The sequence below is a fragment of the Serratia sp. KG1D genome (assembly GCF_037150675.1).
Taxonomy (GTDB): Bacteria; Pseudomonadota; Gammaproteobacteria; order Enterobacterales; family Enterobacteriaceae; genus Serratia; species Serratia nematodiphila.
Genome location: NZ_JBAGIH010000002.1, coordinates 395861 through 420701 on the forward strand (window position 1 = coordinate 395861; position 24841 = coordinate 420701).

Annotated in this window: 27 protein-coding genes; 12 read left to right on the forward strand and 15 right to left on the reverse strand. The window is 60.9% G+C overall.

The window, feature by feature from the left end:
• Window positions 1-86 precede the first annotated feature (86 nt).
• On the forward strand, window positions 87-635 hold the full coding sequence (locus tag WFM45_RS13625) for a nucleotidyltransferase family protein (RefSeq protein WP_242142057.1): 549 nt from the start codon (window positions 87-89) through the stop codon (window positions 633-635).
• Window positions 636-687: 52 nt separating this feature from the next.
• The gene (locus WFM45_RS13630; RefSeq protein ID WP_004936433.1) at window positions 688-1155 is read left to right on the forward strand and encodes a FlxA-like family protein; all 468 of its coding nucleotides are present in this window, start codon (window positions 688-690) and stop codon (window positions 1153-1155) included.
• Window position 1156: 1 nt separating this feature from the next.
• Here the strand turns inward: WFM45_RS13630 and WFM45_RS13635 are convergent, their stop codons facing one another.
• The gene (locus WFM45_RS13635; RefSeq protein ID WP_336956053.1) at window positions 1157-2077 is read right to left on the reverse strand and encodes a LysR family transcriptional regulator; all 921 of its coding nucleotides are present in this window, start codon (window positions 2075-2077) and stop codon (window positions 1157-1159) included.
• Window positions 2078-2174: 97 nt separating this feature from the next.
• Here WFM45_RS13635 and WFM45_RS13640 point away from each other — a divergent pair, with 97 nt between their 5' ends.
• On the forward strand, window positions 2175-3167 hold the full coding sequence (locus WFM45_RS13640) for a bile acid:sodium symporter family protein (protein ID WP_336956054.1): 993 nt from the start codon (window positions 2175-2177) through the stop codon (window positions 3165-3167).
• 28 nt (window positions 3168-3195) lie between these two features.
• Here WFM45_RS13640 and WFM45_RS13645 read toward each other — a convergent pair whose 3' ends face one another.
• The 3 genes from WFM45_RS13645 to zipA all read right to left on the reverse strand — a co-directional run bounded on the left by WFM45_RS13645 (window position 3196) and on the right by zipA (window position 6537).
• Window positions 3196-3411 carry a DUF3820 family protein gene (locus tag WFM45_RS13645; protein WP_004936441.1) on the reverse strand — a complete coding sequence of 72 codons (216 nt, stop codon included), beginning with the start codon at window positions 3409-3411 and terminating at the stop codon, window positions 3196-3198.
• A complete protein-coding gene (gene ligA / locus WFM45_RS13650) occupies window positions 3411-5432 on the reverse strand; it encodes an NAD-dependent DNA ligase LigA (RefSeq protein ID WP_280631333.1) in 2022 nt (673 codons plus the stop codon). Before ligA ends, WFM45_RS13645 begins: the two co-directional genes overlap by 1 nt.
• A 79-nt stretch (window positions 5433-5511) precedes the next feature.
• Complete coding sequence (zipA, locus tag WFM45_RS13655; RefSeq protein WP_336956058.1) at window positions 5512-6537, reverse strand: cell division protein ZipA; 1026 nt, start codon at window positions 6535-6537, stop codon at window positions 5512-5514.
• 221 nt (window positions 6538-6758) lie between these two features.
• Here zipA and cysZ point away from each other — a divergent pair, with 221 nt between their 5' ends.
• The 5 genes from cysZ to crr all read left to right on the forward strand — a co-directional run bounded on the left by cysZ (window position 6759) and on the right by crr (window position 11661).
• Entirely contained in the window at window positions 6759-7517 is a 759-nt protein-coding gene (gene cysZ, locus WFM45_RS13660; RefSeq protein WP_033632432.1) for a sulfate transporter CysZ, read from the forward strand.
• A gap of 185 nt (window positions 7518-7702) precedes the next feature.
• A complete protein-coding gene (gene cysK, locus WFM45_RS13665) occupies window positions 7703-8671 on the forward strand; it encodes a cysteine synthase A (RefSeq protein WP_004936453.1) in 969 nt (322 codons plus the stop codon).
• Between the two features lie 399 nt (window positions 8672-9070).
• On the forward strand, window positions 9071-9328 hold the full coding sequence (ptsH, locus tag WFM45_RS13670; RefSeq protein WP_004936458.1) for a phosphocarrier protein Hpr: 258 nt from the start codon (window positions 9071-9073) through the stop codon (window positions 9326-9328).
• 46 nt (window positions 9329-9374) lie between these two features.
• On the forward strand, window positions 9375-11102 hold the full coding sequence (gene ptsI, locus WFM45_RS13675) for a phosphoenolpyruvate-protein phosphotransferase PtsI (protein WP_004936461.1): 1728 nt from the start codon (window positions 9375-9377) through the stop codon (window positions 11100-11102).
• Window positions 11103-11151: 49 nt separating this feature from the next.
• Window positions 11152-11661 (forward strand): PTS glucose transporter subunit IIA, encoded by a 510-nt coding sequence (crr, locus tag WFM45_RS13680; RefSeq protein WP_004936467.1) that lies wholly within the window; start codon window positions 11152-11154, stop codon window positions 11659-11661.
• Between the two features lie 77 nt (window positions 11662-11738).
• On the opposite strand, the gene WFM45_RS13685 is transcribed toward crr, so the two are convergent.
• The 10 genes from WFM45_RS13685 to WFM45_RS13730 form a co-directional block, all read right to left on the reverse strand.
• Window positions 11739-13061: an ATP-binding protein gene (locus tag WFM45_RS13685; protein ID WP_242142053.1), complete on the reverse strand. Its 1323-nt coding sequence runs from the start codon at window positions 13059-13061 to the stop codon at window positions 11739-11741.
• A gap of 6 nt (window positions 13062-13067) precedes the next feature.
• Window positions 13068-13748, reverse strand: coding sequence for a response regulator transcription factor (locus WFM45_RS13690; protein ID WP_025303784.1), 681 nt, complete (start codon window positions 13746-13748; stop codon window positions 13068-13070).
• A gap of 252 nt (window positions 13749-14000) precedes the next feature.
• Window positions 14001-14882, reverse strand: a complete 882-nt coding sequence (gene cysM / locus WFM45_RS13695; protein WP_004936477.1) for a cysteine synthase CysM — start codon at window positions 14880-14882, stop codon at window positions 14001-14003.
• A gap of 82 nt (window positions 14883-14964) precedes the next feature.
• A complete protein-coding gene (gene cysA / locus WFM45_RS13700; RefSeq protein ID WP_033632430.1) occupies window positions 14965-16053 on the reverse strand; it encodes a sulfate/thiosulfate ABC transporter ATP-binding protein CysA in 1089 nt (362 codons plus the stop codon).
• On the reverse strand, window positions 16043-16918 hold the full coding sequence (gene cysW / locus WFM45_RS13705) for a sulfate/thiosulfate ABC transporter permease CysW (RefSeq protein ID WP_156865804.1): 876 nt from the start codon (window positions 16916-16918) through the stop codon (window positions 16043-16045). Before cysW ends, cysA begins: the two co-directional genes overlap by 11 nt.
• On the reverse strand, window positions 16918-17757 hold the full coding sequence (gene cysT / locus WFM45_RS13710) for a sulfate/thiosulfate ABC transporter permease CysT (protein WP_004936486.1): 840 nt from the start codon (window positions 17755-17757) through the stop codon (window positions 16918-16920). The genes cysW and cysT overlap by 1 nt, the downstream gene beginning before the upstream one ends.
• The gene (locus WFM45_RS13715; protein WP_274851446.1) at window positions 17758-18780 is read right to left on the reverse strand and encodes a sulfate ABC transporter substrate-binding protein; all 1023 of its coding nucleotides are present in this window, start codon (window positions 18778-18780) and stop codon (window positions 17758-17760) included.
• A 200-nt stretch (window positions 18781-18980) separates the two neighbouring features.
• Entirely contained in the window at window positions 18981-19880 is a 900-nt protein-coding gene (locus WFM45_RS13720; RefSeq protein ID WP_004936493.1) for a Dyp-type peroxidase, read from the reverse strand.
• 177 nt (window positions 19881-20057) lie between these two features.
• Window positions 20058-20645 (reverse strand): RpoE-regulated lipoprotein, encoded by a 588-nt coding sequence (locus WFM45_RS13725; RefSeq protein ID WP_004936494.1) that lies wholly within the window; start codon window positions 20643-20645, stop codon window positions 20058-20060.
• Window positions 20646-20801: 156 nt separating this feature from the next.
• Window positions 20802-21266: a DUF2919 domain-containing protein gene (locus WFM45_RS13730; protein WP_048324662.1), complete on the reverse strand. Its 465-nt coding sequence runs from the start codon at window positions 21264-21266 to the stop codon at window positions 20802-20804.
• Window positions 21267-21440: 174 nt separating this feature from the next.
• Here WFM45_RS13730 and WFM45_RS13735 point away from each other — a divergent pair, with 174 nt between their 5' ends.
• Window positions 21441-21839: a YgiW/YdeI family stress tolerance OB fold protein gene (locus WFM45_RS13735; RefSeq protein WP_004936500.1), complete on the forward strand. Its 399-nt coding sequence runs from the start codon at window positions 21441-21443 to the stop codon at window positions 21837-21839.
• 41 nt (window positions 21840-21880) lie between these two features.
• Here WFM45_RS13735 and WFM45_RS13740 read toward each other — a convergent pair whose 3' ends face one another.
• Complete coding sequence (locus WFM45_RS13740) at window positions 21881-22306, reverse strand: GNAT family acetyltransferase (RefSeq protein WP_004936504.1); 426 nt, start codon at window positions 22304-22306, stop codon at window positions 21881-21883.
• 204 nt (window positions 22307-22510) lie between these two features.
• On the opposite strand from WFM45_RS13740, the gene amiA reads away from it, so the two are divergent.
• From amiA to WFM45_RS13755, 3 genes are all read left to right on the forward strand, one after another.
• A complete protein-coding gene (gene amiA, locus WFM45_RS13745) occupies window positions 22511-23392 on the forward strand; it encodes an N-acetylmuramoyl-L-alanine amidase AmiA (protein WP_033632425.1) in 882 nt (293 codons plus the stop codon).
• A 65-nt stretch (window positions 23393-23457) separates the two neighbouring features.
• A complete protein-coding gene (gene hemF, locus WFM45_RS13750; protein ID WP_336956069.1) occupies window positions 23458-24378 on the forward strand; it encodes an oxygen-dependent coproporphyrinogen oxidase in 921 nt (306 codons plus the stop codon).
• Complete coding sequence (locus WFM45_RS13755; protein WP_336956290.1) at window positions 24378-24833, forward strand: YaiI/YqxD family protein; 456 nt, start codon at window positions 24378-24380, stop codon at window positions 24831-24833. Before hemF ends, WFM45_RS13755 begins: the two co-directional genes overlap by 1 nt.
• The last annotated feature ends 8 nt before the right edge of the window (window positions 24834-24841 follow it).

Consider the following 24841-nt stretch of genomic DNA (forward strand, 5'->3'; position numbering starts at 1 on the left):
TTTGCACGCGATCGCCGCCATCACGCTTTCCCCCATTTCACCCGTTGTCGCTTCGGGTTACAGTAGCCGCGAAAACAGGAGGGGTGATGGATCCGCAACGGCAAATTATCGACTGGCTGCAACAAGATAACGCGCGCATGGCCGCCCTGCGCACCGTGCGCCGGCTCGGCCTGAATGACTGGTGCCTCGGCGCCGGCTTTGTGCGCAATCTGGTGTGGGATCGGCGCCATGGCTATACGGAGCCCACGCCGCTCAACGATATCGACGTGATCCACTTCGATGCGGAGCGTGCGGACGCTGAGCGCGATCGTATGCTGGAGGTGCGTTTGCAACAGTGGCTGCCGCGGCCTTGGTCGGTCAAGAACCAGGCGCGCATGCACCTGCGCGGCGGCCGGGCGCCTTACCGCGGCAGCGAAGAGGCCATCAGCTTCTGGACCGAAGTGGAAACGGCGATCGGCGCGCGCCTGAACGCCGACGACAGCATTACGCTGGTGGCCCCCTTCGGGCTCGCGGCGCTATTCGACGACACCATTACCTTCAACGCGAAAAACGGCGATCGCGCGGCCTATGCCCAGCGCGTGCTCGACAAAGGCTGGCTGCAGCGTTGGCCGCGCCTGCGGCAGGTAAAGATTTAGCCGCCGCTGCCGATACCCTGAACAGCGAGATCCAGACTCAGGGAGAGCATTCATGTCGACCACCATCACCATGATCGTACCGATCAAAAATACCGTTCCCGGCGTCAGCAACGTGTTCAGCGCGCCGGGCCATCAGGGCGAACTGCTGATGGCCAAACCGGTCAACAACCAGCCGCAAGGCGGCAAGATGGAGAAAAACGAACGCGCCAACGGCAATGACGAACCGGTCAACCTCAACGAAAGCCGCGCCTCGGCCCGCATCAAGGCGCTGAACCGGCAGATTCAGTCGCTGCAGCAAAAGTTGGTGGAGCTAAAGGACTCCGACGCCGATCCTAAGGAAATAGAAAAACAGAAGCAGCTGATCGAAGCGCAGATCAAGATGTTGCAGGCCGAGATCGCGCGCATCCAGAAAGAAGAAATGGAAAAGCAACAGCAGGAGCAAATGGCAAAAGCCGCGGCGCAAGCCGGCGACGGCGTAAACCGCCCAACGCCGCTCAACGCGGTGGACGTCTATATCTGAGTCAATATGCCGCGGTTTCCTGCCGGCGCTGGTGCAGCAGCGCCGCCTGCTTGCGCGCCACCTGCCAGATGGCCTCCGCCGCCGGCGTCAGCGAGCGGTTCTTGCGCCGCACCAGCATCAACGCGCGGTTGATCTCCGGCACCAGCCGCCGCACCCGGAGCCGCCCCCCTTCCGGCAACGGCAACGCCAACGCCGGGAAGATGCTGATGCCAATCCCCTCCGCCACCATCGGGAACAGCGTGGCCGGATGGCCGATTTCCTGCACTACCTGCGCCTCCACGCCCTGCTGCCTCAGCGCGCCGTCGATCAACGGCCGGCTGCCCGACGCATAGTCCTGCAACACCAGGCGGCAGCCGTTCAATGCCGACCAACGCACCGCCTGCTGCGCCGCGAACGGATGATCGTCGCGGCACAGCAACAGGAACGGTTCATGCAGCACCGCTTCGCACTCCAGATCCACCGCCTGCACCGGATCAACCACGATGCCGAAATCCACCTCCGCGTTGCGCACACTGTTCAGCACCTGCTGCTGCGCCTGATCGCGCAGCATGATGCGGATCTCCGGGTATTGGCGCTCGCCGGCGGCGATGCACTGCGGCATCAGATGGGCGGAAATGGTCTGGCTCGTCGCCACCCGCACCGTACCGCTGCGCTGTACGCCAAAGCTGCGCACATCCAGCAGAGTGGTCTGCAGCTCGTCCAGCAGCCGTTCGACCCGGTTGGCCAGCCGCAGGCCGGCATCGGTCAACACCACTTCACGCGTGGTGCGATCCAGCAGGCGAACCCCGACTTCCGCCTCCAGTTCTTTCACGCTGTGGCTGACCGCCGATTGCGTCAGGCCAATCGCCTCACCGGCGCGGCTGAAACTGCCGTGGCGAGCGATGGCGACAAACACCCGCAGCTGTTTGAGTGAGTAATTCATGTGTTTTATTCATAGATGAATTAAATAAATCAATTTAATTATTATATGCCCACGCGGGAGAATAGCCCCATCGATTTTCTACCCTGAGCGCACCGCCATGAGATTTCTGCCCGATCGTTTTACCCTGACGCTGATCGCCACCGTACTGCTGGCGTCGTTCCTGCCGGCGCGCGGCGAGTTCGTCGGCTGGCTCAACGCCCTGACCATCGCCGCCATCGCCCTGCTGTTCTTCATGCACGGCGCCAAGCTGTCGCGCGAGGCCATCCTGGCCGGCAGCAATAACTGGCGGCTGCACCTGTGGGTGATGTTCAGCACCTTCATCATTTTTCCGGCTCTGGGCATGCTGTTCGCCTGGTGGGCGCCGATCGACGTCAGCCCCGAGCTGTATGCCGGTTTCATCTACCTGTGCATCCTGCCCGCCACCGTGCAGTCGGCCATCGCCTTCACCTCGCTGGCGGGCGGCAACGTGGCGGCGGCGGTGTGCAGCGCCTCCGCCTCCAGCCTGCTGGGGATCTTCGTGTCGCCGCTGTTGGTCGGCCTGCTGATGAATGTGCACGGCGATACCGGCAGCCTGCGGCAGGTGGGCTCGATCGTGCTGCAGCTGCTGGTGCCGTTCGTCGCCGGCCACCTGCTACGGCCGCTGATCGGCGGCTGGATCGAGCGCCATCGCCCGCTGATCGGCAAAACCGACCAGACCTCGATTTTGCTGGTGGTGTACGCCGCCTTCAGCGAAGCGGTCACGCACGGTATCTGGCATCAGGTAGGGCTTGGTTCGCTGGCGTTTATCGTCGGCGGCAGCATCGTGCTGCTGGCGATCGTGCTGGTGGTGAACACTTACATGGCACGTTGGCTGGGGTTCAGCAAGGCGGACGAGATCACCATCGTGTTCTGCGGCTCGAAGAAAAGCCTGGCGAACGGCATTCCGATGGCCAATATCCTGTTCCCGGCGGCGACGGTGGGGATCATGGTGCTGCCGCTGATGGTGTTTCATCAGGTGCAGTTGATGACCTGCGCAGTGCTGGCGAAAAGATACCAGCGCAAGCAGCGGGCGCAACAGGCGGTGCCCAACGCGCAGGCGTCTCGCGGGTAAAAAAAAAGACGGGCCGAGGCCCGTCAGATCAGCTTTTCTTCAGCGGCTTGACCAGGTGATCAAGCCCTTCGATTTTAATCGCCAGCGTCATCTCCATCAGCATACCGAGCTTGCCTTTGGGGAATTCTCCCTTACGGGCGAACCACAGCAGGTACTCTTCGGGCAGGTCGATCAGCACCCGCCCCTGGTACTTGCCGAACGGCATCACGGTATTGGCGATCTCCAGCAGGTTTTCTTTTTCCATCAGTCACCCAGCAGGCGGATCATCTCCGCTTCGTCGATCACGGCGATACCCAGTTCCTGCGCCTTCGCCAGCTTGGAGCCGGCCGCCTCGCCGGCGATCACCAGGTCAGTTTTCTTCGACACGCTGCCGCTGACCTTGGCGCCCAGCGCCGTCAGGCGATCTTTGGCCTCGTCGCGCGACAGCTGGCTCAGCGAGCCGGTCAGCACCACGGTTTTGCCGGCGAACGGGCTGTCTATCTCTTCCGCCACCACCACCACCGGCGCCGGCCAGCGGATGCCGATCTCGGCGCCCACCAGCTCGTTGATCACCTGCTGATTGAGCGCTTCATCGAGGAAATTGCGGGTGTGTTTGGCCACCACTTCGCCGACATCCGGCACTTCTTTCAACGCCTCGATATCGGCGGCGAACAGCTTCTCCAGCGAACCGAAATGCGCGGCCAGGTTGGCGGCGGTCGCTTCACCGACCTCGCGAATGCCGAGCGCATACAGGAAGCGAGCGAAGGTGGTCTGCTTGGATTTCTCCAGCGCGTTGACCAGATTCTGCGCCGATTTCGGCCCCATGCGATCCAGGCCGGTCAGAATGCCGGCGGACAGGCGGAACAGATCGGCCGGGTTCTTCACGTACTCCTTGTCCACCAGCTGCTCGATGATCTTGTCGCCCATACCTTCAACGTCCAGCGCGCGGCGGGAAACGAAATGCTTCAACGCCTCTTTGCGCTGCGCGCCGCAGATAAGACCGCCGGTGCAACGCGCCACGGCCTCGCCTTCCACGCGCTCAACGTCGGAGCCGCACACCGGACAGTGCAGCGGGAACACCACTTCGCGCGCATCCTGCGGCCGACGGTCTTCCAGCACCCCCACCACCTGCGGGATCACGTCGCCGGCGCGGCGCACGATCACCGTATCGCCGATGCGCAGCCCCAGGCGTTCAATTTCATCGGCGTTGTGCAAGGTAGCGTTGCTGACGGTCACCCCGGCCACCAGCACCGGCTCAAGGCGCGCCACCGGCGTAATCGCACCGGTGCGGCCAACCTGAAACTCTACTTCGCGCACCACGGTGATCTGCTCCTGCGCCGGGAATTTGAACGCCGTCGCCCAACGCGGCGCACGCGCCACAAAGCCCAGCGTTTCCTGCAGATCGATATCGTCAATCTTGATCACCACGCCGTCGATGTCGAACCCGAGCTGCGCGCGGTCCTGCTCAACCTGGCGATAAAACGCCAGCACTTCCTCGCTGCCGGTGCGGCGCTGGGCGCGATCGCTAACCGGCAGTCCCCAAGCCTTGAACTGCATCAGGCGCTCAAAGTGGCTGCGCGGCAGCTCGCCGCCTTCCAGCAGGCCAACGCCATAGCAGAAGAAGGTCAGCGGGCGTTTAGCGGTAATGCGCGGATCGAGCTGGCGCAGCGAGCCGGCGGCGGCGTTACGCGGGTTGGCGAATACCTTGCCGTCTTTGCGCCGGGCTTCTTCGTTCATCTGTTCGAAACCGGCCTGCGGCATGAACACTTCGCCGCGCACTTCCAGCCGGCGCGGGATGTTGTCGCCGGTCAGGCGCAGCGGGATGGCGCGAATGGTGCGCACGTTGGTAGTGATGTTCTCGCCGGTGGTGCCGTCGCCGCGCGTCGCCGCGCGCACCAGTTCGCCGTCTTCGTACAGCAGGCTGACCGCCAGGCCATCCAGCTTCAGCTCGCAGCAGAAGGTCAGCGGATCGCTGCTCTTGAGCCTGTCCTGCACGCGCTTGTAAAACGCCAGGAAGCTCTCTTCGTCAAACACGTTGTCCAGCGACAGCATCGGCACTTCGTGGCGCACCTGGTCGAACGCCGCCAGCGGCGCCGCGCCCACGCGCTGGGTCGGCGAATCGGCGGTGATCAGCTCCGGATGCTCGCTCTCCAGCTCGCGCAGCTCGCGCATCAGGCGGTCATATTCCGCATCCGGCACTTCCGGCGCATCCAGCACATGATACTGGTATTCATGATGGCGCAGTGTGGCTCGTAGTTGATTGATTTGTTGGATTATCGATTCCATGGCTCACCATCAAAGATAAAAAACCCCCGGCTAGCGGGGGCTTTGTTGTTACGGATGTTCAGTGCGCGCGGCAATCCGGTCAGGCGTTGTTTTCCAACACTTCACGGATACGCGCTTTGTAGGTTTCCAGCTTCTGCGGCGTCATCATGCGGCGCTCGTCGTCCAGCACCACGCCGCCCACGTCGTCGGCGATGCGCTGTGCCGACTGCAGCATCAGCTTGAAGTTCTGATTGGCGTCGCCGTAAGACGGCACCATCATGAACATCGACACGCCCGGCGTGGAGAAGTCGGACATCATGTCAGGATCGAACGACCCCGGCTTGACCATGTTCGCCAGGCTGAACAGCACCGGGCCACTGCCGGCCGGGCTGATATGGCGGTGGAAGATGCCCATCTCGCCAAACTGGAAGCCCGCCTGCAACACGCTCTGCAGCAGCACTTCGCCGCCGATTACGCCGCCCTGATGGGCCGCGACGTGCAGCACCAGCACGGTCTCTTTCAGCTTAGCCTGAATTGGCGCAGCCGCCGGCTGTTGTGGCTGTGGCGCAGGCTCCTGCGCCGGCTTCACTTCCGGCGCTGGCTGCACAGGGGCCGGCTCGGCGTGGAATGCCGGTTCAGCCCTCTGCGGCACCTCATGTTCATGCGGCAGATCGTCGACGCGCGGCTCACGGCGCGCGGCCGGTTGCGGTTGCTGCGGTTCGGCCGGTTCTTCGTCCGGCGCGTAGTTGTTCAGCAGGATGTCATCGTACTCCGGCCGCTGAGACAGCGGAGGCGGCGTCTGATGAGCGGCCGGCTGAACGGCGCGGGGCGCAGGCGCAGCCGCCGGAGCGGGCTTCGGCGCGGCCACGGGTTCTTCGCGTGCGGCATCGAAATGGCCGAATGACGGCTCGTCTTGCGGGTGAGCGGCGCGTACGCGCACCTCACCGACGCCTTCTTCGAGATCGTCGATCGGAGTTTGTTCACGTTCCTTTTGGGAACGTTTGGCTGGGCGATCGCGGAAGAGCGCTGACCGTTCTTTGCGACTGGTCCACAGACCGTGCAATAACAGCGCTATTATGGCGATCGCGCCAACAACGATTAATATCAGACGCAAATCCTGCATCATTGCTATCTCTGTTGTTCCAATACATTGCCACCGCGGCAAACATTCACTCTTTAACTCTATTTGCCCGCGCACACAAGTGCAAGTCCGTGCTGAACTTTATGCCAATAAAGATGATTATACTGCCTTTTTCTGCTGGTTTTTCAGCCAACCCTACCCTAGCCAGTGGAAAATCATCCCTATATGATAATGATGCCTGTTCAGACAACGAGATAACTTAAGATATGTCCTATACGCAGCCCTCTCCCCGATCGACCAGCGGCATTCACTATTTCGCCGAAGGCTGGCGTCTGATTTCGCGCCCGGGGATTAAACGCTATGTGGTTCTGCCGTTGCTGGTCAACGTGCTGCTGATGGGTTCCGCTTTCTGGTGGCTGTTCAGCCGCCTCGGCGACTGGATCCCGGCGATGATGAGCCACGTTCCCGACTGGCTGCAATGGTTGAGCTACCTGCTGTGGCCGCTGGCGGTCATTTCGGTGCTGCTGGTGTTCAGCTATCTGTTCAGCACCATCACCAATCTTATTGCCGCGCCGTTCTGCGGCCTGCTGGCCGAACAGCTCGAAGGCAGCCTGACCGGCAAACCGCTGCCGGACACCGGCCTGCTCGGCATCGCCAAAGATCTGCCGCGCATCATGGCGCGCGAATGGCGCAAGCTGATGTATTACCTGCCGCGCGCGCTGCTGTTGCTGGCGCTGTACTTCGTGCCCGGCATCGGTCAAACGGTGGCGCCGGTGCTGTGGTTCCTGTTCAGCGCCTGGATGCTGGCGATCCAGTATTGCGACTATCCGTTCGACAACCACAAGGTGAGCTTTGCCGATATGCGCCGCGCACTGCGCCAGCACAAAACCGACAACCTGCAGTTCGGCGCGCTGGTCAGCCTGTTCACCATGATCCCGATCCTCAATCTGGTGATCCTGCCGGTCGCCGTCTGCGGCGCCACCGCGATGTGGGTCGATCGCTACCGCTCGCAATTCGTCCGATAACCGCCGTTTTTTGCCGCCGATAGCGCGGAAATTTTCGACAGGGCGCGCATTTCGCGCCCTTATCATTGTGCTTAAAACTTATTTCCTAATAACATATAGATATACCAATTCTTTACTTCCCTGCCGGTACTGTTAGCGTATGCTTTCGATGTTCCCCACATTTTCATAGAGTTAAAGGACGGGCTATGAGCAAGATATATGAAGACAACTCATTAACAATCGGCCATACGCCGCTGGTTCGTCTGAACCGTATCGGCAACGGACGCATTCTGGCCAAGGTTGAATCACGCAACCCGAGCTTCAGCGTCAAATGCCGCATCGGTGCCAATATGATTTGGGATGCGGAACAACGCGGCGTGCTGACCGCCGGTAAAGAACTGGTGGAGCCGACCAGCGGCAACACCGGCATCGCGCTGGCCTTCGTGGCCGCCGCGCGCGGTTACAAGCTGACGCTGACCATGCCGGAAACCATGAGCATCGAGCGCCGCAAGCTGCTCAAGGCGCTGGGCGCCAACCTGGTGTTGACCGAAGGGGCGAAAGGCATGAAGGGCGCCATCGCCAAGGCGGAAGAGATCGTCGCCACCGATCCGAACCGTTACCTGATCCTGCAACAGTTCAGCAACCCGGCCAACCCGGCGATCCATGAAAAAACCACCGGCCCGGAAATCTGGGAAGACACCGACGGGGAAGTCGACGTGTTCATCTCCGGCGTCGGCACCGGCGGCACGCTGACCGGTGTTAGCCGCTACATCAAAAACACCAAAGGCAAAGCCATCACCACCGTGGCGGTAGAGCCGACCGACTCGCCGGTCATCAGCCAGGCGCTGGCCGGTGAAGAGCTGAAGCCGGGCCCGCACAAGATCCAGGGCATCGGCGCCGGCTTCATTCCGGGCAACCTCGATCTGGATCTGGTGGATCGCGTCGAGAAAGTCTCCAACGACGAAGCCATCAGCATGGCGCGCCGCCTGATGGACGAAGAAGGCATCCTGGCGGGCATCTCCTCCGGCGCAGCGGTCGCGGCGGCGGTGAAACTGGCCGAAGAACCGGCGTTCGCCGACAAGACTATCGTGGTCATCCTGCCCTCTTCCGGCGAACGTTATCTCAGCACCGCGCTGTTCGCCGATCTGTTCACCGAGCAGGAATTGCAGCAGTAATTCCGCCACTGCACAAATCGCTAAAAAAGCACCCTGTGGGGTGCTTTTTTGTGGACTGGATCAAACTTTATAGCAGTCCGAGATTGCTTTTGCCCGTCGCCTTTAGTATTTAACGGTGCATTATTTCGATGCGCAAAATTAATCACTCTCCGAGCCCGGTCGAGGCTGAATCGATTTACTCATCTGTCGCCGACGCGGCGAATCGGGCATAATGGGGAGCGGATTGGAACGACGTCTAAAGCCGAGTTTTTTGATCTGAAGTGCCTAACGCGTCGTTTTCTGTTGCATCAACGTTCGCCCCTGTCCATAGTCAGGCGCTATAACCAGACAAGTTAAAGTCAGCCCCCTGGGCTAAACTTTAACTCCACAACATTAATCCAATAAGTTGGGGAAACATCAATGTTCCAGCAAGAAGTTACTATTACCGCTCCGAATGGTCTGCATACTCGCCCTGCCGCTCAGTTCGTTAAAGAAGCCAAAGGCTTCACGTCTGACATCACCGTGACCTCCAACGGCAAAAGCGCCAGCGCTAAAAGCCTGTTCAAACTGCAAACTCTGGGGCTGACTCAAGGGACCGTAGTGACCATCTCCGCTGAAGGTGAAGACGAGCAGAAAGCCGTTGAGCACTTGGTAAAACTGATGGCAGAGCTTGAGTAATCGGCCCGTCTTTTTAGTTAACACCAGTCAAGAGTAAGGTAGGGTTATGATTTCAGGCATTTTAGTATCACCGGGCATCGCTTTTGGTAAGGCTCTCTTGCTGAAAGAAGACGACATCGTCATCAACCGGAAGAAAATCTCTGCTGATCAAGTAGAGCAGGAAGTCTCGCGTTTTCTGGCCGGCCGCGCGAAAGCGTCCGAACAGCTGGAAGCGATCAAGACCAAAGCTGGCGAAACCTTCGGCGAAGAGAAGGAAGCTATCTTCGAAGGCCACATCATGTTGCTGGAAGACGAAGAGCTTGAGCAGGAAATCATAGCCCTAATCAAAGACGATCTGGCCTCCGCAGACGCCGCCGCCTACACCGTGATCGAAGGTCAGGCGAAAGCGCTGGAAGAGCTGGACGACGAATACCTGAAAGAACGCGCCGCCGACGTGCGCGACATCGGCAAGCGCCTGCTGCAGAACATCTTGGGCATGCCGATCGTCGATCTGGGCTCCATTCAGGACGAAGTGATCCTGGTGGCCACCGATCTGACCCCGTCCGAGACCGCGCAGCTGAACCTGGACAAAGTGCTGGGCTTCATCACCGACCTCGGCGGCCGTACCTCCCACACCTCCATCATGGCGCGCTCCCTGGAGCTGCCGGCGATCGTCGGCACCAGCGACGTGACCAAGCAGGTGAAAAACGACGACTACCTGATTCTGGACGCGGTTAACAACCAGATTTACGTTAACCCGACCGCTGACGTTATCGATCAGCTGAAAGCCGCCCAGAACCAATACATCACCGAGAAAAACGATCTGGCCAAGCTGAAGGACCTGCCGGCGATTACGCTGGACGGCCATCAGGTTGAAGTCTGCGCCAACATCGGCACCGTGCGCGACGTCGCAGGTGCAGAGCGCAACGGCGCGGAAGGCGTCGGCCTGTATCGTACCGAATTCCTGTTCATGGACCGCGACTCGCTGCCGACCGAAGACGAGCAGTTCCAGGCTTATAAAGCCGTGGCGGAAGCCATGGGCTCGCAGGCGGTGATCGTCCGCACCATGGACATCGGCGGCGACAAAGACCTGCCGTACATGAACCTGCCGAAGGAAGAGAACCCGTTCCTCGGCTGGCGCGCCATCCGCATCGCGATGGACCGCCGTGAAATCCTGCACGCCCAGCTGCGCGCCATCCTGCGCGCCTCGGCGTTCGGCAAACTGCGCATCATGTTCCCGATGATCATCTCCGTGGAAGAAGTGCGCGATCTGAAAGGCGAAATCGAGACACTGAAGGCGCAGCTGCGCGAAGAAGGCAAGGCGTTTGACGAGAGCATCGAAGTGGGCGTGATGGTGGAAACACCGGCTGCGGCGGTCATTGCTCACCACCTGGCGAAAGAAGTCGACTTCTTTAGTATTGGGACAAACGATCTAACCCAGTATACTCTGGCGGTAGATCGCGGCAACGAGCTGATTTCTCATCTCTATAACCCGATGTCCCCATCAGTGCTTGGCCTGATTAAACAGGTTATTGATGCATCTCACGCGGAAGGCAAGTGGACCGGCATGTGCGGTGAACTGGCTGGCGATGAGCGTGCTACACTGTTGTTATTGGGCATGGGGCTGGATGAGTTCAGCATGAGTGCGATTTCAATCCCGCGCATCAAGAAAATTATTCGTAACACGAATTTCGAAGATGTGAAGGCGTTGGCAGCGCAGGCCTTGGCACAGCCAACGGCACAAGACCTGATGAATTGCGTCAATAAATTCATCGAAGAAAAAACGCTCTGCTAAACTTCCACGACACTGGAACGCCGCCCAATTTAATGCTTAGGAGAAGATCATGGGTTTGTTCGATAAACTGAAATCTCTGGTTTCTGATGACAAGAAAGACACGGGCACTATCGAGATCGTCGCTCCCCTTTCTGGCGAAATCGTCAATATCGAAGATGTGCCGGACGTAGTGTTCGCTGAAAAAATCGTTGGCGACGGTATCGCTATCAAACCGGCCGGCAACAAAATGGTTGCTCCGGTTGACGGCACCATCGGCAAGATTTTCGAAACCAACCATGCATTCTCTATCGAATCCGACAGCGGCATTGAGCTGTTCGTCCACTTCGGCATCGATACCGTAGAACTGAAAGGCGAAGGCTTCAAACGCATCGCCGAAGAAGGCCAGCGCGTCAAGAAAGGCGACGTCGTTATCGAGTTCAACCTGCCACTGCTGGAAGAAAAAGCCAAGTCTACCCTGACGCCGGTCGTTATCTCCAACATGGACGAAATCAAAGAGCTGATCAAACTGTCCGGCAGCGTGACCGTTGGCGAAACCCCGATCATCCGCATCAAGAAGTAATCGCGAATCAGCAAGATAAACGGCGCCCTCGGCGCCGTTTTTTTTTATCTCCTTCGTCGTATCCCCATCTCGCTGCGTCATGACGACCAGCGCGGCACGCGCAGAGTGATGATCAGCCCCTCTTTGTCGCCGTTACGCGCCTCAACCTGGCCGCCGTGCGCCAATACCACCTTGCGGGTAATCGCCAGCCCCAGGCCGTAGCCCTTGCCCGACAGCGCCGATTTCACGCGTACGAAAGGATCGAAGATGCTCGACAGCTTCGACTCCTCGACGCCCGGCCCCTGATCGCTGACGGCGATCTGAAACTGATTGTCGACGCGCGACAGCGCCACCGTCACCCGCTGCCCGTGGCTGGAAAAGCGCAGCGCATTGCGCACGACGTTATCCACCGCACGCCGCATCAGCTCTGCATTGCCCTTGACGGTATACTCCACATCCGACTCGGCCTGCAGCACGATATCCACGCCGGGCACCTGCGCCTCGTAGCGCGCATCGCTCACCACCGCGTCAACCAGGCCGTACAGATCGAAATACTCTTCGTCCGGCAGGCTGCTGTGTTCGGTACGCGACAGCGCCAGCAGTTCGCCGATCATTTTGTCCAACCGCCCCGACTCGTGTTCGATGCGCTTGAGCGAGGTTTCGACGTTGCCGGCATTCTGTCGCGCCAGGCCGATCGCCAGCTGCAGGCGCGCCAGCGGTGAACGCAGCTCGTGCGAGACGTCGTGCAACAGCTGCTCGCGGGCGCTGACCAGCAGTTCCAGCCGCTCGGCCATGGTGTCGAAATCGCGCGCCACGTCGGACAGCTCGTCATGGCGGCGCCGCATCGTCGGGTACAGCCGCACCGAGAGATCGCCCTGCGCCACCCGATCCAGGCCGCCGCGCAGCTGACGCATCGGCCGGGTCAGGTTCCAGGCCAGCACGGCGCTGAACAGCAAACCGCCCAGCCCGCCGACCCACAACATCGGTGCTGGAATGTTGAAGACGTGGGAACGCCGCTCCGGCCGATACTCTTCCCGCAGCCCGCGCACGTTATAACTCAGCCAGTAACCCTGCCCTTCTCCGGTCTGCACCCAGGCGGAAATCGCTTTCGGCATCCGTCGCCCTTCAAACAGCGGTTCTTCCGGCTCAGGCGGCGGTTGGATCATCGGCGTAACGGACAGCAGACGCCGATCGTCCTCCGGCCAGTCGCGCATCAGGGCTTCCAGCGCCGGCATGCCGCCGCTGCGCAACTGGGTGGCGGCGGAGGTCAGCTGCAGGCCGATCGCCCGCCGCGCCATGGCGTTCTCCGGCGGCACATAGCGATCGCCATAAAGAGAAAACGCCACCCACAAGGCCTGCGTCATAATGAGGAAGGTCAGCCAAAAGCCGAGCAAAATTTTCCAGAACAGTCTTCCGCGCATGTCTGGTTACCGTATGCGATAGCCGATGCTGCGCACCGTCTCGATGCTGAGCTTACTGCCGGCCAACGCGCTCAGCTTCTGGCGGATATTGCTGATATGCACGTCCACGCTGCGATCATAGGCCTCGCGCGGGCGCCCCAACCCCTTCTCGGACAGTTCGTCCTTCGATACCACGCGATCCGGCGCGCGCAGCAACAGCTCCAACAGATTGAATTCCGAAGCGGTCAGATCAAACGCCTTACCGCGCCATTCGCTGCTGCGGGTTGAAGGGTTCAGCGTCAGCTCGCCGAAGCTGATGGCGGCTTCGTCGTCCGCCTCTTGCGGCCGCTCTTCGAAACGGCGCAGCACCGCGCGCAGACGCGCCACCAATTCGCGCGGGTAGCACGGTTTGGGCATGTAATCGTCGGCGCCCATCTCCAGGCCAATCACCCGATCGATGTTGTCGCCTTTGGCGGTCAGCATAATGATCGGCAGCCGGCTCTTTTTACGCACGTCGCGCAGCACGTCGATGCCGCTCATGTCCGGCAGCATGATGTCGAGGATCATCGCGGTATAATCGCCCGACAGCGCGCCCTCTACCCCCGCCTTGCCGGTCAGCACCAGCGTGGCGTCGAAACCTTCGCCCGTCAGGTACTCGCTCAGCATGGTGCCAAGCTCCAGGTCATCGTCGACCAGTAAAATTTTCATGCCTTGCTCCTTCACCGATTTTCGTTATTTTCCCGCCAATTCCGCCGGCCCGCAGCCGGTTTTACTCAATCCTTACACATCGCTCTTGGCGTCTCGCCACCGTTAGTGTGGCCGCTGTCGCGCGATTTCTCTACTTCAGTCAGGGGATTGGCGCACGAGCAAGCGGCAGCTACCACGCAAGCGAGGCTGCCGTCTGTCGGAAGGAAAGGGGGAAAGATTCTCCCGACGGAACATACCGCCGGGAAGGAACGGTCAGTCGAACACGCCGGTGGAGAGGTAACGGTCGCCGCGATCGCAGACGATCGCCACCACCACGCTGCCGGGATTAGCCGCCGCGACGCGCAGGGCGCCGGCCACCGCACCGCCGGAGCTGACGCCGCAGAAAATGCCTTCACGCTGCGCCAGCTGGCGCATGGTCTGCTCGGCATCGCGCTGCTCGATATCCAACACCTGATCCACCAGCTCCGGGCGGAAAATACCCGGCAGGTAAGCGGGCGCCCAACGGCGAATGCCGGGGATGCTGCTGCCTTCCGCCGGCTGCAGGCCAATGATCTGCACCTGCGGATTCTGGCTCTTCAGGTAACCGCCCACGCCGGTAATGGTGCCGGTGGTGCCCATGCTGGAAACGAAGTGCGTGATGCGCCCTTCGGTCTGGCGCCAGATCTCCGGGCCGGTGGTGGTGAAGTGGGCATAGGGATTGTCGAAATTGTTAAACTGATCCAGCACTTTGCCCTGCCCCTGGCGCTGCATCTCCAGCGCCAGATCGCGCGCCCCTTCCATCCCCTGCTCACGGCTGACCAGGATCAGTTCCGCACCGTAGGCGCGCATCGCCGCCTGCCGCTCCAGGCTCATGTTCTCCGGCATCAGCAGCTTCAGCGCATAACCTTTCAATGCAGCGATCATCGCCAGTGCAATGCCGGTGTTGCCGCTGGTAGCCTCGATCAGCACGTCGCCGGGCTTGATCTCACCGCGCAGCTCCGCCTGCTGGATCATCGCCAACGCGGCGCGATCCTTCACCGATCCCGCCGGATTGTTGCCTTCCAGTTTGACCCATACCTCGCTGCCCGCCTGGGCGGCCAGCCGTTGCAGTTGTACCAGCGGGGTATTCCCGATGCATTGTTCGAGCGTTGTCACGATCTTTGCCTGTGTGTTGGTGTGCGTAAAGTAAAAAGGCAACCCCGGGGTTGCCTTAAAGAAAAGGACTGGCTAAAACCTATCAGGCGCTTTTGGCTAACGCAACAGGTTGCAGCAGTTGATCGCCGGCATACAGCCGCGCATTGAGGCTGCCGACGTAATAACGGCCGCCGCGCACCGGCGTAGCGTTGCCTTCCGGCAGCACCACGCCGATCGGTTCCTGGTGCCAGCCGATCGGCTGCACCGTCAGCTGCCAGAAATGGCCGCGCGGGCTGACTTCCAACACCTGAACCGGCAGTGGGCAGCGCTCGCTGCTCTCGGTCGCCACTTCCATTTCCCACGGGCGCAGGAACAGATCGACGCTGCCCTGGTGCATCGGCTGGAACGACAGCGGCCACTGGTGCGCGCCGACGAACAGCTGGGAGCCACGAATTTCGCCGTTCAGACGGTTCACTTCCCCCATAAACTCCAGCACGAAGCGGCTGGCCGGCTCGCGCATAATCTCCTCCGGCGAGCCAACCTGTTCGATATTGCCCTGGCTCATCACCACGATGCGGTCAGCCACTTCCATCGCCTCTTCCTGATCGTGGGTGACGAAAACGCTGGTGAATTTCAGCTCTTCATGCAGCTGACGCAGCCAGCGGCGCAGCTCTTTGCGCACCTGCGCATCCAGCGCGCCGAACGGTTCATCCAGCAGCAGAATCTGCGGTTCCACCGCCAGGGCGCGCGCCAGCGCCACGCGCTGTTTCTGACCGCCGGACAGCTGCGACGGGTAGCGGGTAGCCAGGTGGCCCAGCTGCACCATGTCCAGCAGCTGAGTGACTTTCTGTTTGATCGCCGCGGCGTTCGGCCGCTCGCGGCGCGGCAGCACGGTCAGGCCGAAGGCGATATTGTCGAACACCGTCATATGGCGGAACAGCGCATAGTGCTGAAATACGAAGCCCACACGCCTGTCGCGCGCGTGCATGTGGCTGACATCGGTGCCGTGGAAGCCCAGCTTGCCGCCGCTCTGGCTTTCCAGCCCGGCGATGATGCGCAGCAGCGTGGTCTTGCCGGAGCCGGATGGCCCGAGCAGCGCCACCATCTCGCCGGAAGCAATATCGAGCGAGATATCGTTCAATACCTTGGTGCGACCGAAGTACTTGTTGATGCCGTTAATCTCAATGCTCATGATTTTCCTCCCGCTCGAGACGCGCGTTTTGACGTTCCAGACGCCACTGCAGCGCGCTCTTCAAAAATAGGGTAACGATCGCCATCAGGGTCAACAGGGCGGCGGCGGTAAAGGCCCCGACGGTGTTGTAATCCTGCTGCAACAGCTCAACCTGCAGCGGCAGGCTGTAGGTTTCGCCGCGAATCGAACCGGACACCACCGACACCGCGCCGAACTCGCCGATGGCGCGCGCGTTGGTCAGCACCACGCCGTACAGCAGCGCCCAGCGAATGTTGGGCAGCGTCACGCGGCGGAACATCTGCCAACCGGACGCCCCCAGCAGAATGGCGGCCTCGTCTTCCTGGCTGCCCTGGCTGAGCATCATCGGCACCAGCTCGCGCACCACGAAAGGACAGGTGACGAAGATGGTCACCAGCACCATGCCCGGCCAGGAGAACATGATCTGGATGTTATGCGCATCCAGCCAGCCGCCCAGCAGACCGTTGCTGCCGTAAAACAGCAGATAAATCAGCCCCGCCACCACCGGTGAGACGGCGAACGGGATATCGATCAGCGTCAGCAGCAACTGGCGGCCGGGGAAGGTGAAACGCGTCACCAGCCACGCCAGCAACGTGCCGAACACCAGGTTGAACGGCACGGTGAGCAGCGCGATCAAGACCGTCAGCCAGATGGCGTGCAGCATGTCCGGATCGAGCAAGTTGCTCCACATCGCGCCAACCCCTTTGGAGAAGGCCTCGGCGAAAATCGACATCATCGGCACCACCAGCAGCAGCACCGAAAACAGCGCGCCGATGGCGATCAACGTCCACTTGCCCCAGTTGACGCGCGGGCGCTCGGCGCCGTTGAAGGCGGAAACATCAGCCATCAGTGCCCTCCTCCCAAACGTCTGCCGAAGCGGCTTTGCAAGACGTTAATGCTGAACAGCAGCAGCAGCGACGCAGCCAGGATCACCGAGGCGATGGCGCTGGCCGCCGGGTAATCGAACTCCTGCAAACGCACAAAAATCATCAGCGAGGTCACTTCCGTCTTCCAGGCGATATTGCCGGCGATGAAAATCACCGCGCCAAACTCGCCCAGGCTGCGGGTAAAGGAAATGGCGGTGCCGGCCAGCAGCGCCGGCGCCACCTCAGGCAACACCACGCGGCGAAAGCTCTGCCAACGCGTGGCGCCCAGCGTCTCGGCCGCCTCTTCGTATTCCGGCCCCAGCTCTTCCAAAACCGGCTGCACGGTGCGCACCACAAACGGCAGGCTGGTGAACGCCATCGCCACCGCAATCCCAAGCCAGGTGAAGGTGACCTTAATGTCAAAGTGCGCCAGCCACTGACCGTACCAGCCCGTGGTGGAAAACAGACCGGCCAGCGTCAGGCCGGCCACCGCCGTCGGCAGCGCGAACGGCAGATCGATCAGGCCGTCCAGCAGCGAACGGCCGGGAAAACGGTAGCGCGTCAGGATCCAGGCCATCAGCATGCCGAACACCGCGTTGAACAGGCTGGCGACGCCGGCGGCCAGCAGCGTCACTTTGTACGCCGCCACCACCTGCGGGTTGGAAATCACTTCCCAATATTGCGCCAGGCTCATCTGCGCCAGCTGCATCACCAGCGCACTGAGCGGCAGCAGCAGGATCAAACAGGTATAAAACAGGCTGCTGCCGAGGCTGAGGCCAAATCCGGGCAGCACCCGTTTACTGGACGACAACGCCAACATTTACTTGCGCCCTGCCGCTAGCAGCTGATCCAACTCGCCGCCGGTGGCGAAGTGAGTTTTCATCACCTGCGGCCAACCGCCGAACTGGTCTTCCACCCGGAACAGTTGGGTGTCCGGGAATTGCCCCTTCGCCGCCACCATCGCTTTCTGGTCATAGACGCGGTAGTAGAAGCTGGTGATCACCTGCTGCGCCGCCGGGCTGTAGAGGTAGTTCAGATAGGCTTTGGCCGCCTGCTCGGTGCCGTTGCGCTCTACGTTTTTGTCGACCCAGGCCACCGGGAACTCCGCCAGAATATCGACCGGCGGCACGATCACTTCGTACTTGTCTTCACCGTATTGCTTGCGGATGTTGTTCACTTCGGACTCGAAGCTGATCAGCACGTCGCCCAAACCGCGCTCGACGAAGGTGGTGGTCGCGCCGCGGCCACCGGTATCGAACACCAGCACGTTTTTCAGGAAGCGGGTCATGAAGGCGCGGGTCTTGGCCGCATCGTTGCCGTCAGCCTGGCTGGCGGCGCCCCAGGCGGCCAGATAGGTATAACGGCCGTTGCCGGAGGTTTTCGGGTTCGGGAACACCAGCTTCACGTCGTCACGCACCAAATCGTTCCAGGTGTGGATGCCCTTCGGGTTGTCCTTGCGCACCAAAAACGCCATGGTGGAATAGAACGGCGAGCTGTTGTTCGGCAGGCGCGCCTGCCAGTCTGCCGGGATCAGCTGCCCGCGATCGTGCAGGATCTGCACGTCTGTGACCTGGTTGTAGGTCACCACGTCGGCGCGCAGGCCCTGCAGGATCGCCAGCGCCTGCTTCGACGAGCCGGCGTGCGATTGTTTGATGGTCAGCTTGTCGTTCGGATGCTGTTGATTCCACTGCTGTTCAAAGCCGGGATTCAGCGCGACGAACAATTCACGGGAAACGTCATAAGAGCTGTTCAGCAATTCCGCCGCCGACGCGGCGCCGCTCGCCAACAGCGCAGCCGCCAGCCAACCTTTCAGCACGAGATTTTTAACCCGGTTTTGTTTCATTCTGCACCTTATCACTGAGTCATTCCTTCAGGCTTTCGCCTTATTGACGACCAGTGTATTTATAACTCGGTGCGGAGCTGTAACGCTTTTATATACCGTTTAGTGATTTACAAGCATCAAACGCTATAAGGCAGGGAATGCGAGGCGTTTTGGGAAGGGAAAACAGACCGAAGCCGGACGCGCCGGCTTCGGCGACGGCGTCAAAGTGACAGCAGGCGCGTCAGCGATGGCGCAAAGTAGTAGCTGCCGGTCACCGCACGGCTGAAGCGCAACATCGCGTCGCGTTTGCCGTCCAGATCGCCGAACATGCTCAGCAGCTGCTGCTCGATATTGTGCAGGCGCGCACAATAGGCGATGAAGAACAGGCCGTGCTTGCCGCTGGCGGTGCCGTAAGGCAGGCTCTGGCGCAAAATTTTCAGGCCCTTGCCGTTCTCTTTCAGATCGACGCGGCTGACGTGCGAGGTATCCGGGCGCTGATCGGCCGGCAGCTCTTCGCTGTCGTGCTTGGTGCGGCCGATGATCTGCTCCTGCTGTTCGGTGGTAAAGCGCTGCCACTGGCGCAGGTTGTGCTCGTAGCGTTGCACCAGCACATAGCTGCCGCCAGCGTCCTCTTCGCCTTCGGCGATCGTCGCCACTGCCGGGCGCTGGTCGCCCTGCGGGTTTTCGGTGCCGTCGATGAAGCCGCTCAGATCGCGCTCTTCCACCCAGCGGAAGCCGTGGGTTTCTTCTTCAATCTTGATGACATTGCCGAACGCCGCCAGCGCCGCCTGCGCCAGCGTGAAGTTGACGTCGTGGCGCAGCGACTGGATGTGGATCAGCATATCGCGCTGGGTGGCCGGCGCCAGCCCTTTGCCGAGCGGCGTGAACGGCTTCAACTCTTTCGCACCCTGGCCGCTGGAGAGATCGTGCCAAACGTCGTAACCGAAAGCGATCACCGCGCCGAGGCGCGCATCGGGGAACTGCTGCTGCAGCTCGCTCAGGGTCTGACAAAACTGCTTGCAGCCCTGGCGCAAGTCGGCGAATTCGCCCTGTACGCTGGCTTCCATAAAAATGGCGAAACGGCAGTGCTCCAGCAGAATGCCGCTCTGAACCTGTGTCATGTTGTTATCCTCAATACCAAAACCAGGCAACAGGTATGGCGGTTGACGCGCGGGTTCCCTGTCACAAACGCGCGCTATCATACCGCAAGCGCGGACGATTGCCTTGCAGCAGCGCAAAGAAAATAGGGGTAATGGCTTGAAAAGGCAGGCGCCGCGAACCGGCGCCCGTTGAACACGTTACTGCTGCGGCTTGGCGTGCCAGATGATTTTGCTGACCGTCCAGCTTTTCAGGGTGTCGTCCGGCGGAATGATATCCTGCGCCCCGGCCCACTTGCCGCTGAAGATGTAGGTGACGTACTTGCTCTGCTCCGCCACGCATTCCACTTTACCGGCGTCTTCGCCGCTGCCCGGCTTACAGGAGCCGAACGCCTTGCTGTACATATCGCCGAACGGCGTGCCGAGCTTGTTGCCCCACTCCGTCGCCACTTTCGGATCCAGCACGTCCACGCGCTGCAGGCGCCCTTTCGGTTCGCCGGTGATCACCAGTTTCACTTCGTCGCCGGACAACGCCTGGTAATAAGAGACGATCTGGCCGTTGTTGGTCGCCATGCCGCCGCGCAGGCGGTAGTTGCCGTCCAGCCCGTCATTGATGGCGCTTTCCGACATCGGCGTGCCGGCGTTGAGCTTGCCGACGCCCTTGGCGCCGACCTCCAGGCTGCTGCCGAACCAGTTGAACGGCGACAGGCTGGACCAGGAGAAATTGGACATGCTCGAACAGCCGGTCAGTAACAACGGAAGCCCTAACAACAGGGGGCGAATATTCATCTCTAGCTCCTTAGACATCAATGGCACGGCGCGGTAGCCCGCGCCTGCCGCACTCGGCGTTTTGCTGCATGCCAGCCTCTCACAACGGCCCGCACTACGCCAACGGTTGCCAGCTTGGAGTGCGGAAAATGCGAAAAGTGCCGCACTTCTCGGCAATTAGTCGGCCTGCTCCGCCGGCGCGAAACAGGCTTTCAAGCGCGCATTCAGCAGCAGATAGCTCAGCGCCAGCGCGTCGAGCAACACCAACGCCAGCTCCAGCCCCGGCGCATCGCCGTCCTGGCGCCACAGGCTGAACAGCGAGCCGCCGAGCGACGCCAGCAGCGAGACAGCCAGCCCCCAGCGCCAGCCGCGCCACAGCCGCGGCCATTGGTGGCGACGGCCGCTCAGCAAAAACGCCAGCGCCGCCGGCAGACCGAGCAGCATGCCGTACCAAAAACGTTGGGTATCCGGATAAAACAGCGCCAACAGGCTTTCGCCCTGCTCGCGCGAAGCGCCGGCCATCACGAACAACAGCCAGGTGCGCGCCTGCAAAATCAGCACGGCCCAAAATCCCAGCGGCAGCCGCAGCGCGCCGTGCTGATCGTAATCGTCCGGGGAAAACCGGGGGGAGAATGGCTTCAACGTTCGTTCCTTGCCAACAGAATAAAGACTATGGCTACAGATGGGCGCCGGCGATGGGAATTTCAATGCGTCGGCTTAAGAAGCTCTTAAGATCGGCGTGTTTTAATCCTTATCACTTAGCAAGCACCCGATATCAGCGGGATGTGATTTTCAATAACGATAAGGAAGCGCAACATGAAAAAACTGACTCTGGCCGCTCTGATCGCGCTGTGCAGCGCACCGGTACTGGCGCAACAAGGCGGGTTCCTCGATCCGGCCGCGCCGCAGGCGCAAACGCAACCCGCTCCGCAGGGCGGTTTCTCCGGCCCCAGCGCGGCGCTGACCACCGTGGACAAGGTGAAATCGCTGAGCGACGACACCTGGGTGATGTTGCAGGGCAACATCGAGCAGCGCATCGGCGACGATACCTACACCTTCCGCGACGCCACCGGCACCCTGACGGTCGAGATCGATCGCAAGCGCTGGAACGGCCAAACCGTCACGCCGAAAGACAAGGTGCAGTTGGAAGGGAAAGTGGATAAAGACTGGAGCAGCGTGGAAGTGGACGTAAAAACCGTCAAAAAGCTGCCGTAATGCGATGCGGCGGGCGGGCTATACCGCCGTCCGCCGCTCGATCAATATTCCTGATCTTCGATCAGCCGCTTGCCCAGGCTGGTGATGCCCTGGATTTCGTAGCCGAGCTTCTCGTACATCTCAACCACCGTGTCGTTGTCTTCGCGCACCATGATCTGGATTTTCGGGCAGCCGCGGGCGATCAGCTTCTTCTCCAGACGGTTGATCAACGCATTGGCGATGCCGCGCCCGCGATAGTCGGGATGCACCCCGAGGTAATACGCCGAGCCGCGGTGCCCATCATAGCCGCCCATCACCGAGCCGACCACTTCGCCGCCGACTTCCGCCACCAGAAACAGCTCCGGATCGTGGTTCAGCTTGCGCTCGATGTCCATCTCCGGATCGTTCCAGGGCCGCAGCAGATCGCAGCGCTCCCACAGGGTAATGACTTCTTCAAAGTCGTCTTGTCGAAATACGCGAATTTCCATCGATGTTGGCCGCTGTTAATTAAGGTGTTTATCTGATTATCGCGTGATTATTCACTTACGCAATATCAAACTGCGATTTAGCGCGCTATTTGCCCGGGAATCGCCGGTAACAAGCGTAATAAATGGAAATAGTTATCGGGTCGATTAATGATTATCAATACGATATAACGTCGCAAAATAGAAACGTCGACGGAGCGTTGCGTCATGAAAAAGCAGGGTAAACCCTTCCTCAATTTTAAACCGCTTACCGTTTCCCCGACGCGACGCCAACTTTTGCTTTCCGGCCTGGCGGTAGCGCTGTTCGGCGTGAAAAGCCAAAACGCCAAGGCGGAAGGCCTGCTGCGCAATCAGCACAGCAAACCGGCGGCGAAACCGGCCGGCGGCAAGAAGCGGGTGATGATCGATCCCGGCCACGGCGGCATCGACTCCGGCGCGGTCGGCCACGAAGGCTCGCAGGAAAAACACATCGTGCTGGAAATCGCCAACCATGTGCGCCGTTTCCTGCATGAGCACGATCACGTCGAGGCGCGCCTGACGCGCGAAGAAGACGAATTCATTCCGCTGTTCCAGCGGGTGGAGATCGCCCACCAGCACCAGGCCGATCTGTTCATTTCGATTCACGCCGACGGTTTCACCAGCCCGTCGGCCTCCGGCGCTTCGGTGTTCGCCCTCTCCAACCGCGGCGCCAGCAGCGCCATGGCGCGCTACCTGTCAAACCGTGAAAACGCCGCCGACGACGTGGCGGGCGGCAAGTACAAGGATCAGGACAACTACCTGCAGCAGGTGCTGTTCGATCTGGTGCAAACCGACACCATCAACAACAGCCTGACGCTCGGCCGCCACGTGCTCGGTCAAATTCGCCCAGTGCACCATCTGCACAGCGACAGCACCGAACAGGCGGCGTTCGCGGTGCTGAAATCCCCGTCCATCCCCTCGGTGCTGGTGGAAACCTCGTTCATCACCAACCCGAACGAAGAACGGCTGCTGGGCACCACCGCGTTTCGCGAGAAAATCGCCCGCGCCATCGCGGACGGCATCATCAACTTCTTCGACTATTTCGACGCACACCAACGCAAACCCCGCTGATGCCGCGGGCGGCGAATAAGAGTATACTCAGCGCCTTGTTCAGCCAGACGCTATAAAGACCCCGCATGAGTTTACCTAACATCGCTGAAGTAAAATCCTTCCTGCTGGCGCTGCAGGATCACATCTGCGCGCAGCTCGCCCAGGCCGACGGCGGCGCCGTGTTCACCGAAGACCAATGGACGCGTGAAGAAGGCGGCGGCGGCCGCAGCCGCGTGCTGACCAACGGCGCGGTGTTCGAACAGGCGGGGGTCAACTTCTCGCACGTCTCCGGCGCCACCCTGCCGGCCTCGGCCACTGCGCACCGTCCGGAACTGGCCGGGCGCAGCTTCCAGGCGATGGGCGTCTCGTTGGTTATCCACCCGCTCAGCCCCTATGTCCCCACCAGCCACGCCAACGTGCGCTTCTTCATCGCCGAAAAACCGGGCGAGGCGCCGGTGTGGTGGTTCGGCGGCGGTTTTGACCTGACGCCGTTCTACGGTTTCGCAGAGGATGCCGTGCACTGGCACCGCACCGCGGCCGAGCTGTGCGCGCCGTTCGGCGACGAGGTTTACCCGAAATACAAGCAATGGTGCGACGATTACTTCTTCATCAAGCACCGCAACGAAGCGCGCGGCATCGGCGGCCTGTTCTACGACGATCTGAACACCCCGGACTTCGACCACTGCTTCGCCTTCACCCGCGCGGTGGGCCAGGGCTTCCTCGACGCCTATCTGCCGATCGTCGAAAAACGCAAGGCCTTGACCTGGGGCGAGCGCGAGCGCCAGTTCCAGCTGTATCGCCGCGGCCGCTATGTGGAGTTCAACCTGGTGTGGGATCGCGGCACGCTGTTCGGGCTGCAAACAGGCGGGCGCACCGAGTCCATCCTGATGTCGATGCCGCCGTTGGTGCGTTGGGAATATAACTACCAGCCGGAGGCCGACAGCCAGGAAGCGGCGCTGACGCGCGATTTCCTGCCGGTGCGCGACTGGCTGCAGGAGCCGAAATGATGCAGATTTGGGTCGATGCGGACGCCTGTCCGAACGTGATCAAAGAGGTGCTGTTCCGCGCCGCCGATCGCACCGCCATCACCGTCACGCTGGTGGCGAACCAGCCATTACGCACGCCGCCGTCGAAGTACATCCGTTCGCTGCAGGTGGCGGCCGGTTTCGACGTGGCCGATAACGAGATCGTGCGCCGCTGCGAAGCGGGCGATCTGGTGATCACCGCCGATATCCCGCTGGCGGCGGAGGTGATAGAGAAAGGGGCGGTGGCGCTGAACCCGCGCGGCGAGCGCTATACGCCGGACACCATCCGCGAGCGCCTCAACATGCGCGATTTTATGAATACCCTGCGCGCCAGCGGCATTCAGACCGGCGGCCCGAACGCCCTGAACCAGCGCGACCGCCAGCAGTTCGCCAACGAGCTGGACAAATGGCTGCTGCAGGCGAAACGGGCGCAGTGACTGCGCCC

Coding starts and splice junctions, on each gene's coding strand:
- WFM45_RS13725 (WP_004936494.1), bottom strand. CDS start 20,645: ATGAATATTCGCCCCCTGTTGTTAGGGCTTCCGTTGTTACTGACCGGC.
- WFM45_RS13740 (WP_004936504.1), bottom strand. CDS start 22,306: ATGGAAATTCGCGTATTTCGACAAGACGACTTTGAAGAAGTCATTACC.
- ligA (WP_280631333.1), bottom strand. CDS start 5,432: ATGGAATCGATAATCCAACAAATCAATCAACTACGAGCCACACTGCGC.
- zipA (WP_336956058.1), bottom strand. CDS start 6,537: ATGATGCAGGATTTGCGTCTGATATTAATCGTTGTTGGCGCGATCGCC.
- WFM45_RS13720 (WP_004936493.1), bottom strand. CDS start 19,880: ATGACACAGGTTCAGAGCGGCATTCTGCTGGAGCACTGCCGTTTCGCC.
- ptsH (WP_004936458.1), top strand. CDS start 9,071: ATGTTCCAGCAAGAAGTTACTATTACCGCTCCGAATGGTCTGCATACT.
- WFM45_RS13715 (WP_274851446.1), bottom strand. CDS start 18,780: ATGAAACAAAACCGGGTTAAAAATCTCGTGCTGAAAGGTTGGCTGGCG.
- cysZ (WP_033632432.1), top strand. CDS start 6,759: ATGTCCTATACGCAGCCCTCTCCCCGATCGACCAGCGGCATTCACTAT.
- WFM45_RS13635 (WP_336956053.1), bottom strand. CDS start 2,077: ATGAATTACTCACTCAAACAGCTGCGGGTGTTTGTCGCCATCGCTCGC.
- WFM45_RS13640 (WP_336956054.1), top strand. CDS start 2,175: ATGAGATTTCTGCCCGATCGTTTTACCCTGACGCTGATCGCCACCGTA.
- WFM45_RS13735 (WP_004936500.1), top strand. CDS start 21,441: ATGAAAAAACTGACTCTGGCCGCTCTGATCGCGCTGTGCAGCGCACCG.
- crr (WP_004936467.1), top strand. CDS start 11,152: ATGGGTTTGTTCGATAAACTGAAATCTCTGGTTTCTGATGACAAGAAA.
- cysA (WP_033632430.1), bottom strand. CDS start 16,053: ATGAGCATTGAGATTAACGGCATCAACAAGTACTTCGGTCGCACCAAG.
- WFM45_RS13630 (WP_004936433.1), top strand. CDS start 688: ATGTCGACCACCATCACCATGATCGTACCGATCAAAAATACCGTTCCC.
- WFM45_RS13690 (WP_025303784.1), bottom strand. CDS start 13,748: ATGAAAATTTTACTGGTCGACGATGACCTGGAGCTTGGCACCATGCTG.
- WFM45_RS13645 (WP_004936441.1), bottom strand. CDS start 3,411: ATGGAAAAAGAAAACCTGCTGGAGATCGCCAATACCGTGATGCCGTTC.
- cysT (WP_004936486.1), bottom strand. CDS start 17,757: ATGTTGGCGTTGTCGTCCAGTAAACGGGTGCTGCCCGGATTTGGCCTC.
- WFM45_RS13755 (WP_336956290.1), top strand. CDS start 24,378: ATGCAGATTTGGGTCGATGCGGACGCCTGTCCGAACGTGATCAAAGAG.
- cysW (WP_156865804.1), bottom strand. CDS start 16,918: ATGGCTGATGTTTCCGCCTTCAACGGCGCCGAGCGCCCGCGCGTCAAC.
- cysK (WP_004936453.1), top strand. CDS start 7,703: ATGAGCAAGATATATGAAGACAACTCATTAACAATCGGCCATACGCCG.
- WFM45_RS13625 (WP_242142057.1), top strand. CDS start 87: ATGGATCCGCAACGGCAAATTATCGACTGGCTGCAACAAGATAACGCG.
- ptsI (WP_004936461.1), top strand. CDS start 9,375: ATGATTTCAGGCATTTTAGTATCACCGGGCATCGCTTTTGGTAAGGCT.
- amiA (WP_033632425.1), top strand. CDS start 22,511: ATGAAAAAGCAGGGTAAACCCTTCCTCAATTTTAAACCGCTTACCGTT.
- hemF (WP_336956069.1), top strand. CDS start 23,458: ATGAGTTTACCTAACATCGCTGAAGTAAAATCCTTCCTGCTGGCGCTG.
- WFM45_RS13685 (WP_242142053.1), bottom strand. CDS start 13,061: ATGCGCGGAAGACTGTTCTGGAAAATTTTGCTCGGCTTTTGGCTGACC.